We start from the raw sequence: 11,691 nt of genomic DNA on the forward strand, positions 1-11,691 counted from the left end.
CCCCGAACCGATCGATTCCGACCCGATGAGCGATACCCTCCGCGACCAGTTGCTGGGCCTGGGCTTCAAGCCCGCGCCGAAACCCGAACGCAAAGCCCCGCCTGCCGCGCCGCGGCCGCAGGGACGGTCGGGCCAGCGCCCGGCACCGGCCGGGGCGCGCGGCGAGCGCGCGCCCGGCGGCGCGCCCAACGCCGGCAAGCCCGGCGGCGGGCGTGGCCGTCCGCACGGGAACGGCCCTGGTCACGGCCAGGGCAAGCCGCAGGGCGCGGGTGGCCAGCAGGGGCGGCCGCCGCGCAGCCGCGAGGACATCGACTTGGCCAAGGCCTACGCGATCCGCGCCCAGCGCGAGAAGGACGAGCGCATCGAGGCCGAGCGGCAGAAGCAGGAAGAAGCGCGGCTGCGCCGCGAGGCGCGGGCCAAGCTCGACGAACTGCTCAAGGGCCAGGCGCTGAACCACGCCGAGGCCGACATCGCCCGCCATTTCCCCTATGGCGGCAAGATCAAGCGCATCTACGTCACCCCCGACCAGCTCAAGGCGCTCAACGCCGGCGAGCTGGGCGTGCTGCAGCAGAACGGCCGCTACCTGCTGGTGACCGCGGCGCTGCTGGACCAGGCCGAAGCGATCTTCCCGGCGGCGGTGGCGCTGCGGGTCGATCCCAACGCGACCGCAGAAGAAGACCCCTACGCCGATCCCAAGTACCAGATCCCAGACGATCTGGTCTGGTAAGCGTGGCGCTGCCAGGGATGGGCACGCTGGCCGCCGGGCGCGGCCACACGCCGCCGCACGGGCAGACCGGTGGCGGCTACCTGCCGTACGTGGACGGGCTGCGCGCGATCGCGGTGCTGGCGGTGATCGCCTACCACCTCGATCCGGCGTGGCTGCCGGGCGGGTTCACCGGCGTGGACATGTTCTTCGTGATCTCCGGCTTCGTGGTCAGCGCGTCGCTGCAGCGCCTGCCGGCGGCCGGACAGTTGGGTGTGTTCGCGCAGTTCTACGCGCGGCGCATGCGCCGCATCGCGCCGGCGCTGGTGGCGTGCCTGCTGCTCACCGGCCTGGCCAGCGGCCTGTTCATTCCCGAGTCCTGGCTCAGCGAGACCAGCGCCAAGACCGGACGCATGGCCTTCGTCGGCCTCAGCAACTGGGTGCTGGCCGCGACCGGCAACGATTATTTCTCGCCCAAGGCCGAATTCAATCCGTACACGCATACCTGGTCTCTGGGCGTGGAGGAGCAGTTCTATCTGCTGTTCCCGCTGCTGTTCCTGGCCTGGAACCGCGGCGGCCGCGGCCGGATAGCGTCGACGCTACTGGTGGCGTTGGCCTCGGCCGCGTCGCTGGCGTTCGCCTGGCGGCATAGCCGCGACGCCAGCGATGCGGCGGCCGCGTTCTATCTGACCACCGCGCGGTTCTGGCAACTCGGCAGTGGCGTGCTGCTGTACCAGGTATTGGCGCTGCGCGGACGCTTCGAGGCCGGCACGCAGGCGCCGCCACCGGGCGCGTGGAGCTGGCGTTCGCCGCTGTTGGCGGTGGCGCTGGCGGCGATCGCGGTCGGCCTGTGGCGCGCGCGTCCCGGCCACTCGCCATGGCCGGACGGGCTGTGGCCGGTGCTGGGCACGCTTGGCCTGCTGGCGCTGCTGCATGGCGGCCCGGCCGGCTGGACCCACCGCGCGCTGGCACACCGCGTGCCGGTGGCGATCGGCCGCGTGTCGTACTCGCTGTACCTGTGGCATTGGCCGGTGTTCGTGCTGTTCCGCTGGACCGTCGGCCTGGACTCGGTGTCGACCAAGGCTGCGGCGCTGCTGCTGGTGGCGGTGCTGGCGCTGGCCTCGTACCGCTGGGTGGAGCTGCCCTGGCGGCACAGCCGCATCGGCCGCGCACGCACGCCGGCGCGGACCATCGTCGCCGGGTTGGCGCTGGTGCTGCTCGCCGCCGGCACCCATGCGCTGCTGCAGAACGCCCAGCGCTATTACGGGCTGAGCACGGTCAGCCGGCATCCGCTGGACTGGTACGCCTATGCCAAGGGCCTGCGCCGGGAATTCCCGCAATGCACGCTGCAGACCCGCCAGGTGCCGGTGCAGGTGGGCAGCGCCAAGCTGTTCGAGCGCGGCGCGTGCACGCTGCACAATCGCGATGGCGGCCAGTTGTTCGTCGCCGGCGATTCGCATGCGCTGGCCTACAACGAACTGCTGCGGCGTTTCGCGCTGCAGAGCGGGGTGCCGGTGCGCCTGTACGGCGTCGGCGGTTGCCCGATCGTCGGATTGCAGGCCTGGCAGGCCGGCAATCCCGGCTGCCAGGCCTACGAGCGCAGCACCCTGGCCGACGTCGCCGCGCACGCGCGCGACGGCGATGTGCTGTTCCTGCCCGCCCTGCGCGTGCTGCGCCTGGCCGACCAGGACCGCCTGTTCGATGAGACGGCGGTGATGGCCGAGCAGGAGGGCGCCGCGGCGCAGGCGGCACGAAGCGCTGGCGAAGCGTCCGCGGTGGCGCTGCTGCAGCCGCTGGCGCAGCGCGGCGTGCGCATCGTCTTCGAAGCGCCCAAGCCGGTGCTGCGCGCGCCGCCGTATCGCTGTTCGGACTGGTTCAACCGCGGCAATCCGATCTGCGCGCATGGCATCCCGATCCCGCGCGCGACCATGCAGCGCTACCGCGCGCCGGTGCTGCAGAGCCTGCAGCGCATCGCCGCGCAGCTGCCGCACGCCTCGGTGTGGGATCCGCTGCCGCTGCTGTGCGATGCGCAGCAATGCACCGGATTCCGCGATGGGCGCCCGCTGTTCTTCGATGCCGATCACCTCAGCGGCTATGGCAACCGGGTGCTGCTGCCGGGCTTCACCGCGCACTTCACTGCGATCCAGGCAAACTCGCCGCCGGCGCCTTGAGGCGCACCCCTCCGCCTTCCGCATCGCAAGGAGTTCGCGCATGCCTGTTCTGCGTTTCGTCGCGCCGCGTCCATCGCCGGCGGTGCCGTCGCCTGTCGCCATCCACCGTTGCCGCCGGCCGCAGCTGCGCCGCCGCGGCGATGCGCTGCTGCGCGGGGCGCTGCTGCTGGCCGCCACTGCCGGCAGCGCCGGCGTGGCCTGCGCCGAGGATGCGCCGGCGTTCGATCGGCCCGGCATCGGTTTCGCCTCGACCACGCTGCAGCGTGGCCAGGTGGCCTGGGAGCAGGCGTTCTTCGACGGCAGCTACGACCGCGACGGCGATGTGCGCAGCACCGAATACGTCGCCAACAGCCGGCTGCGGATCGGCCTGAGCGCGCGCACCGAGCTGCAGTTGGCGATCGACAGCCAGGTCTGGCAACGCGTGCGCGGCGGCGGCCAGGACCGGCGCGGGCACAGCGGCGGTGACGCCAGCATCGGCCTGAAGCAGGCGCTGCCCAGCGCCCGCGACGGCTTCAGCTGGTCGCTGCTCGGCAGCGCCAGCCTGCCGGTCGGGCGCGCACCGTACGGCGATGCCGGACATCGCTACGACCTGGGCGTGAGCGCTGGCTGGGACCTGCCGGAGGGGCGCAGCCTGGCGCTGTACGGCAACGTCAGCGACAGCGAGGACGGCTCCGGCTGGAGCGTCTCGCCGAGCTATACCTTCTATGCAGGCGACACGCTGAGCGCCTACGTCGAGGCCGGCATCGGCGGCGGCGAGGACGAGATGCGCGCGCTCGGCAGCGGCGTTACCTGGCTGTTCGCCAAGCGCGTACAACTGGATGTGTCGGTGCTGCGCGGTCTGTCGTCGCAGACCCCGGACTGGCAGGGCGGCCTCGGCATTTCCGTGTTGCTGCGCTGAGCCCGAAGCCCCTCTCCCGTCGGGAGAGGGGTTGGGGTGAGGGTCGGCGGAAAGCGTCTTGTGGTGTTTGGGTTGACGTGGCTGTGCCCGTACTCTCATCCGCCCCTTCGGGGCACCTTCTCCCGAGGGGAGAAGGGAACAGCGGCAGTACGTGTGCCCCTCTCCCCTTGGGAGTGGGGTGAGGGTCGGCGCGAAGCGGCTCGTGGAGCCGGAGTGCGCGAGATTCTTGCCGCTACCGCCCGCATGCTTACTCGCGCGCTGCCTCGCCATCGCCGGGCGGCAGGACCTCCGGGACGTGCTGGTCGTACTGCGCCAGCACCTCCTCGAAACCGTAGCGCGGTCGCCAATCCAGCGCCTGCATCGCGTGCTGTGCCGAGTAGACGCGGTCGATCCGTTTCGGCAATGCCCAGCCACGTTGCGCGAACGCCGCCACCAGGGCAGGGGTGCGTCGTCGCAGGACGGTCGCTGCCGCGCTATGCAGGTCGGCGCAATCCTCGCGCAGGAACGGCGTGTCCCCGGAAATCACGAACATCGCGGCCGCCGGCCCGGCATGCCGCAATGCCGCGGCATGGGCCTCGGCGACGTCGCGCGCGTCGATGCCACGATGCAGGCGGAACGCGGCCATCACGTTGACCGGCTCCGGGAAGCAGCGCGACATGCGCAGGATGCGCACGCTCGGCCCGCCTTGGTCGGCCGCTTCGCGCAGCACCGCCTCGGCCTCCAGCTTGGTGTGGTGGTAGATGGTCTGCGGCTGCGGTGTCAGCGTTTCGTCGACCCAGCCGGCGCTGCCATCGGGCGTGGCGGCGCTGCCGTACAACGCGGTGGTGCTGGTGAACACGATGCGGCGCACGCCGGCCGCCGCCGCGGCATCCAGGACGCGGCGCGTACCGTCGACATTGACCTGGCGAAAGCGCGCCGCCGGTACATGCGCGACGTGCGGGGCATGCAGCGCGGCGGTGTGGATCACCGCGTCGGCGCCCTGCATTGCGCGCGCCAGCAGCGCGGCGTCGTCGAGGTCGCCGACCCAGTCGGCGGTGGAGCAGGGCGTGCGGTCGAAGCCACTGACGCGGTGCTCGCGCGCGAGCCGGATGTGGATCGCGCGGCCGACCCGGCCGGCGCTGCCGGTGACCAGGATCTTCAGCGGGGATGAGGTGGGCATCGGCATGGGCGGTGGGCGGGAAGGGCGTGCGTGATGGCGAAGCAGGCGATGCGGGGCGCACCTGCGACGGCCCGGGCTTACTCCGGATCGTAGTCCAGGTTCGAGGCCAGCCAACGCTCGGCCTGCTGCAGCGAGACGCCCTTGCGCTTTGCGTAGTCGGCGAGCTGGTCCTTGCCGAGCCGGCCGACCACGAAGTATTGGCTCTGCGGGTGGCTGAAGTAGTAGCCGGACACCGCGGCGGTCGGCAGCATCGCGAAGCTCTCGGTCAGCGACATGCTGGCGTTGCGCCCGGCGTCGAGCAGCGCGAACAGGGTCTGCTTCTCGCTGTGGTCGGGGCAAGCCGGATAGCCGGGCGCGGGGCGGATGCCGCGGTAGCGCTCGGCGATCAGCGCCTCGTTGTCCAGCGCCTCGTCGCCGACGTAGCCCCAGAATTCGGTGCGCACGCGCTGGTGCAGGCGCTCGGCCAGCGCCTCGGCCAGGCGATCGGCCAGGGCCTTGAGCAGGATCGCGTTGTAGTCGTCGTGCGCCGCCTCGAAGCGCGCCACGTGCGGCTCGATGCCGATGCCGGCGGTGACCGCGAACGCACCGATCCAGTCCTGCTTGCCGCTGTCGCGCGGGGCGATGAAGTCGGCCAGGCAGAAGTCCGGGCGCTCGGCGGGTTTGTCGACCTGTTGGCGCAAGAAGTGCAGGGAATGGGGAATGGAGAATCGGGAATGGCCGAGCGGAGCAGTCGCGTCCGACGATTCCCCATTCTCGTCTCCCGATTCCCGGTCCGTCAGGACCACAACGTCATCGCCCACCGACTGCGCCGGCCATAGCCCGAACACGGCCTTGGCGGTCAGCCATTTCTCTTCGACGATCCGCTGCAGCATCGCCCGCGCGTCCTGGTACAGCTCGCTGGCCTGCTGGCCGACGATCTCGTCGGTGAGGATCGCCGGGAACTTGCCGGCCAGTTCCCAGGCCTGGAAGAACGGGGTCCAGTCGATGAGCGGGACCAGGTCGTCCAACGGGTAGTCGTCGAACACATGCAGGCCGGGCTGGCGTGGGGCCGGCGGGGTGTAGGCGTCCCAGCCGCCATCGAAGCGCTGCCCGCGCGCATGCGCGAGCGAGACCAGGCGCTTGGCGTCGCCGCGGTTCTTGTGGCGCTGGCGGATTTCGGCGTAGTCGGCGTCGTTGGCGGCGACGAAGGCCGCGCGCAGTTCGCGCGAGATCAGCGACTGTGCCACGCCGACCGCGCGCGAGGCGTCCTTGACCCAGACCGTCGGCGCCGCATAGTGCGGGTCGATCTTCAGCGCGGTGTGCGCGCGCGAGGTGGTGGCGCCGCCGATCAGCAGCGGCATCGAAAAGCCCTGGCGCTGCATCTCGCGCGCGACGTGGGTCATCTCTTCCAGCGACGGGGTGATCAGCCCGGACAGGCCGATGATGTCGGCGTTCTCGGCGCGGGCGCGGTCGAGGATGGTCTGGGTCGGCACCATCACCCCCAGGTCGATCACGTCGAAGTTGTTGCAGGCCAGGACCACGCCGACGATGTTCTTGCCGATGTCGTGCACGTCGCCCTTGACCGTGGCCATGATGATCTTGCCGTTGGACTTGCCGGTGTCGCCGCTGCGCAGCTTCTCCGCCTCGATGTACGGCAGCAGGTAGGCCACCGCCTTCTTCATCACCCGCGCCGATTTCACCACCTGCGGCAGGAACATCTTGCCGGCGCCGAACAGGTCGCCGACCACGTTCATGCCGTCCATCAGCGGGCCTTCGATCACGTCCAGCGGTCGTGTGGACTGTTGCCGAGCTTCTTCCGTATCGAGCTCGACGAACTCGTCGATGCCATGCACCAGGGCATGGCTCAATCGCTCGCGCACCGTCTTCTCACGCCACGCCAGCTTCTCGCGATTCCCGATTCCCGATTCCCGATTCCCGGCTTTCTTGTAGCGCTCGGCGATCTCCAGCAGGCGTTCGGTGGCATCGCGGCGGCGGTTGAGGATCACGTCCTCCACGCGCTCGCGCAGCTCCGGGTCCAGCTCGTCGTAGATCGGCATGCCGCCGGCATTGACGATGCCCATGTCCATGCCGGCGGCGATGGCGTGGTACAGGAACACCGAATGGATCGCCTGGCGCACGGTCTCGTTGCCGCGGAACGAGAACGACACGTTGGACACGCCGCCGGAGACGTGGCAGTGCGGCAGGGTGCGCTTGATCTCGCGGGTCGCCTCGATGAAGTCGACCGCGTAGTTGTCGTGTTCCTCGATGCCGGTGGCCACGGCGAAGATGTTCGGATCGAAGATGATGTCTTCCGGCGGGAACCCGACCTGCTCTGTGAGGATGCGGTAGGCGCGGGTGCAGATCTCCACCTTGCGTGCGCAGGTGTCGGCCTGTCCGACCTCGTCGAAGGCCATCACCACCGCCGCGGCGCCGTAGCGCAGCACCTTGCGCGCGTGTTCGACGAACGGCGCCTCGCCTTCCTTGAGCGAGATCGAGTTGACCACGCTCTTGCCCTGCAGGCACTTCAGCCCGGCCTCGATCACGCTCCACTTGGAGGAGTCGACCATCACCGGGATGCGCGCGATATCCGGCTCGGACATGATCAGGTTGAGAAAGCGCACCATCGCCTTCTCCGAGTCGATCAGGCCCTCGTCCATGTTGACGTCGAGGATCTGCGCGCCGTTGGCGACCTGCTGGCGTGCCACTTCCACCGCTTCCTCGTAGCGCTCTTCCTTGATCAGCTTACGGAACTGCGCGCTGCCGGTGACGTTGGTGCGTTCGCCGACGTTGACGAACAGCAGGTCCGGGGTCAGCAGCAACGGCTCCAGGCCGGACAGGCGGGTGTAGCGGGCGGAGGACATGGTCAGCGTTCCGGAAACGGGGAGGTGCAGGCGCGCACGCAGGCGGCACCGTGCCCGCGCAGGAGTGCGCGGGCGGGGACGGCGGGCATGCGCGCGGCGGACATCAGGCGGCCTGCGCCGTGGTCGCCAGCGGCACGCGCGGCGGCAGTCCGCGCACCGCCTCGGCGATGGCGCGGATGTGCGCCGGGGTGGTGCCGCAGCAGCCGCCGACCAGGTTCAGCAGCCCGGACTCGGCGAACTCGCGCAGCGTCGCCGCCATTTCCTCGGGCGTCTCGTCGTATTCGCCGAAGGCGTTGGGCAGGCCGGCGTTGGGATGCGCGCTGACGTAGCCGTCGGCGATCCGCGCCAGGGTCTCCACGTGCGGGCGCAGGTCCTTGGCGCCGAGCGCGCAGTTCAGCCCCACCGACAGCGGCCGCCCGTGCGCGACCGAGGCATAGAACGCTTCGGCGGTCTGCCCGGACAGGGTGCGGCCGGAGGCATCGGTGATGGTGCCGGAGATCATCACCGGCAGGCGCCCGCCGCGCGCGTCGAACACCTCTTCGATCGCATACAGCGCAGCCTTGGCGTTGAGCGTGTCGAAGATGGTCTCGACCATCAGCGTATCGGCGCCGCCGTCGATCAGGCCGTCGATCGCGTCGCGGTAGGTGGCGCGCAATTCGTCGAAGCTGGTGTTGCGGAAGCCGGGATCGTTGACGTCCGGGCTGATCGAGGCGGTGCGGCTGGTCGGGCCGAGCACGCCGATCACGAACCGCGGCTTGTCCGGCGTCAGTTGCTCGACCGCGTCGCAGCAGGCGCGCGCGACCTGCGCGCCGGCCTTGTTGAGTTCGTAGACCAGGTGTTCCAGGTGATAATCGGCCTGGCTGATCGCGGTGGCGTTGAAGGTGTTGGTCTCCAGCAGGTCGGCGCCGGCGTCGAGATAGGCGCGGTGGATCTCGGCGATCACCTCCGGGCGGGTCAGCAGCAACAGATCATTGTTGCCCTTCAGGTCGTGGCCCTGCGGCGCGTGGTCGCAACCGGGGCCGTGCACGTGCCCGGCCTGCGCGTCGTAGCCCTCGGCAAAGCGCTCGCCGCGGTAGTCGGCCTCCTGCAGCCCATGACGCTGGATCATCGTGCCCATCGCCCCATCGATGATCAGGATGCGTTCGGACAAGGCCTGCAGCAGTTTCTGCGTGCGCTCCGGGTTTAGCCAGGGCAGGCCCGGGATTGGGGATTGGCGATTGGGGATTGGTGGAAAAGCGCCGGTCATGCTTCAGCTCCTGCTTTGGCTTTTGCCTTATCCAATCCCGAATCCCCACTCCCCAATCCCGGCTTCCCAGCAATCAACGAAATCACCTCGAAGTGCGGCGGACGCTTCTCGCGGGTCACGGTTTCCAGGCTGGAGACCTCGAGCCCGGCCTTGCCGACGAACTTGCGCAGTTCCTTGGCGGCGAAGCCGAGGTTGACGTGGCCGTAGGCCTGCACCGCGGCCTTGTGTTCGTGGCGCGCCAGGCTGCACAGCAGCAGGCGGCCGCCCGGACGCAGCACCCGCGCCGATTCGCACACCGCCTGCGCCGGCTTGGTGGCGTAGGTCAGCGCGTGCATCATCACCACCAGGTCGAAGCTGGCATCGGCGAAGGGCAGGGCGTGCATGTCGCCCTCGCGCACTTCCACATTGCCGAGCCGGCGCAGGCGCTCGCTGGCCGCGGCCACCACTCGCGCGCTGGTGTCGATGCAGACGTAGCGGCGCGCGTGCGGCGCCACCAGTTCGGCCAGCACGCCGTCGCCGGAGGCGATGTCGAGCACGTCGCCGGTCTCCAGCAACGGCAGGGCGGTGCGCGCCAGCGCTTCCCAGGTGCGGCCGGGGGAATAGTGGCGTTCCATGTCGCCGGCCACCGAGTCGGCCCAGTTCTGGTCGGCGGCGCGGTTGGCCAGCACCGCCGCCACGCGCTCGGCGTCCTGGCGCAGCAGCGGATCGTCGCTGCCGGTGCTCAGCGCCAGCCACAGCGCGCGCTGGGCCGGGTCCAGCAGGGTCTCGTCGAAGCGATAATAGGCCGACACGCCGGCGCGGCGGTCGCGCACCAGTCCGGCCTCCTTGAGCTTGGCCAGGTGGGTCGAGACCCGCGGCTGTGCCAGGCGGGTGATGGCCGACAGCTCGGCCACGGTCAGCTCCTCCTGCTCCAGCAGCGCCAGCAGGCGCACGCGGGTGGCGTCGGCGAAGACCTTCAGCCGGGACGACCAGTCCTCCAGATCCATAAATATCTTCCTATCGCGATATAGAGATATTTTGGTCCGCGCGGCGGTTGCGGTCAAGTTGCACACGCCGGCGTATGGTCTGCACGGCTACAATGGCCGGACCAATATGCCCGGGAGGGGTTCGACGTGGATTTCAGCTTTACCGAAGAGCAATTGATGATCCAGGACGTGGCGCGGCGCATCGCCCAGGAGCGAATCGCTCCCAGTGCCGAGCACCACGACCGTACCGGCGAATTCCCGTTGGAGAACATCCGCCTGCTGGGCGAGAACGGGCTGATGGGCATCGAGGTGCCGGACGAGTACGGCGGCGCGGGCATGGACCCGATCGCCTACGTGCTGGCCATGGTCGAGATCGCCGCCGGCGATGCGGCGCATTCGACCATCATGTCGGTCAACAACTCGCTGTTCTGCGCAGGCATCCTCAAGAACGGCAACGAGGAACAGAAGCAGAAGTACGTGCGTGCCATCGCCGAGGGCCGCGAGATCGGCGCCTTTGCGCTAACCGAGCCGCAGTCCGGTTCCGACGCCACCGCGATGCGGTGCCGTGCGGTGCGCCAGGACGACGGCAGCTTCGTCATCAACGGCAAGAAGAGCTGGATCACCTCCGGCCCGGTCGCCAAGTACATCGTGCTGTTCGCGATGAGCGAGCCGGACAAGGGCGCGCGGGGCATCACCGCCTTCGTCGTCGACACCGACAAGCCCGGCTTCCACCGCGGCAAGACCGAGCCCAAGCTGGGCATCCGCGCCTCGGCCACTTGCGAGATCGAGTTCCAGGACTACGTGGCCAGCGCCGACGAGGTACTGGGTACGCCGGGCGAAGGCTTCAAGATCGCGATGAGCGTGCTCGACGCCGGCCGCATCGGCATCGCCTCGCAGGCGATCGGTCTGGCCCGCGCCGCCTACGAGGCCACCCTGGAGTACGTGAAGGAGCGCAAGGCGTTCGGTTCGCCGATCGGCGCGTTCCAGATGACCCAGGCCAAGATCGCCGACATGAAGTGCAAGCTGGACGCGGCGCTGCTGCTGACCTTGCGCGCGGCCTGGCTGAAGGGGCAGGGCCAGCGCTTCACCACCGAGGCCTCGGTGGCCAAGCTCACCGCCTCCGAGGCGGCGATGTGGATCACCCACCAGGCGGTGCAGATCCACGGCGGCATGGGCTACTCCAAGGAGATGCCGCTGGAGCGCTACTTCCGCGATGCGAAGATCACCGAGATCTACGAGGGCACCAGTGAGATCCAGCGCTTGGTGATCGCCCGCAACGAGACCGGGCTGCGGTGAGGCCGGGATTTGGGAGTCGGGATTGGGGATTCGCCCGGTCCTGAGTCGGCTGGTGAGTTAAGGAGAAGCGGCCGCAGGGCCGCTTTTTCTTTGGGTGGGAAAAGAAATGAGCGGGTTCTGCTGCAGCGCGTCGGGACTGAAATCCCTAAGGTCGGGATTGGGGAGTCGGGACTTGGGATTGGCCGGTTCCCGGATCGGTTGAGGGTTCAGGAGATGCGGCCGCTTGGTTGCCTTTGTGTGGAAAAGGAATGAGTGGCGTCTGGCTGCAAGGCGTCGGGACTGAAGTCCCTCCCACAAGGAACCCTCAACGTTGCGTCGGGTTCTGGGCCGCGCTTCCCGACCAGGTTCCCAGACAACAAAAAAGCGGCCTTGCGGCCGCTTTTCGTTTGTTTCTACAGGGAAGGATCAAGACG

8 protein-coding genes are annotated in these 11,691 nt (G+C 69.3%); 4 read left to right on the top strand and 4 right to left on the bottom strand.

All coding sequences use genetic code 11. The features are described 5' to 3' along the window. Window positions 1-25 precede the first annotated feature (25 nt). From GGR64_RS14555 to GGR64_RS14565, 3 genes are read left to right on the top strand one after another with little or no spacing between them, the layout of a single operon-like run. Entirely contained in the window at window positions 26-727 is a 702-nt protein-coding gene (locus tag GGR64_RS14555; RefSeq protein WP_184646701.1) for a DUF2058 family protein, read from the top strand. Between the two features lie 2 nt (window positions 728-729). Continuing rightward, window positions 730-2,874, top strand: a complete 2,145-nt coding sequence (locus GGR64_RS14560; RefSeq protein WP_326520341.1) for an acyltransferase family protein — start codon at window positions 730-732, stop codon at window positions 2,872-2,874. A 40-nt stretch (window positions 2,875-2,914) separates the two neighbouring features. Beyond that, on the top strand, window positions 2,915-3,772 hold the full coding sequence (locus tag GGR64_RS14565; protein WP_260303026.1) for a transporter: 858 nt from the start codon (window positions 2,915-2,917) through the stop codon (window positions 3,770-3,772). A 247-nt stretch (window positions 3,773-4,019) separates the two neighbouring features. Here the strand turns inward: GGR64_RS14565 and GGR64_RS14570 are convergent, their stop codons facing one another. The 4 genes from GGR64_RS14570 to GGR64_RS14585 form a co-directional block, all read right to left on the bottom strand. Continuing rightward, window positions 4,020-4,931: an NAD(P)-dependent oxidoreductase gene (locus GGR64_RS14570; RefSeq protein WP_260303027.1), complete on the bottom strand. Its 912-nt coding sequence runs from the start codon at window positions 4,929-4,931 to the stop codon at window positions 4,020-4,022. 77 nt (window positions 4,932-5,008) lie between these two features. Next, window positions 5,009-7,771 (bottom strand): methionine synthase, encoded by a 2,763-nt coding sequence (metH, locus tag GGR64_RS14575; protein ID WP_184646703.1) that lies wholly within the window; start codon window positions 7,769-7,771, stop codon window positions 5,009-5,011. 103 nt (window positions 7,772-7,874) lie between these two features. Further along, window positions 7,875-9,017 (bottom strand): homocysteine S-methyltransferase family protein, encoded by a 1,143-nt coding sequence (locus GGR64_RS14580; protein WP_184646705.1) that lies wholly within the window; start codon window positions 9,015-9,017, stop codon window positions 7,875-7,877. Continuing rightward, the gene (locus GGR64_RS14585; protein ID WP_160967919.1) at window positions 9,014-10,003 is read right to left on the bottom strand and encodes a metalloregulator ArsR/SmtB family transcription factor; all 990 of its coding nucleotides are present in this window, start codon (window positions 10,001-10,003) and stop codon (window positions 9,014-9,016) included. The genes GGR64_RS14580 and GGR64_RS14585 overlap by 4 nt, the downstream gene beginning before the upstream one ends. Before the next feature lie 126 nt (window positions 10,004-10,129). Here GGR64_RS14585 and GGR64_RS14590 point away from each other — a divergent pair, with 126 nt between their 5' ends. Further along, complete coding sequence (locus GGR64_RS14590; protein ID WP_184447747.1) at window positions 10,130-11,278, top strand: acyl-CoA dehydrogenase family protein; 1,149 nt, start codon at window positions 10,130-10,132, stop codon at window positions 11,276-11,278. The last annotated feature ends 413 nt before the right edge of the window (window positions 11,279-11,691 follow it).

Source organism: Xanthomonas sp. 3307 (genome assembly GCF_014199735.1).
Taxonomy (GTDB): domain Bacteria; phylum Pseudomonadota; class Gammaproteobacteria; order Xanthomonadales; family Xanthomonadaceae; genus Xanthomonas_A; species Xanthomonas_A rydalmerensis.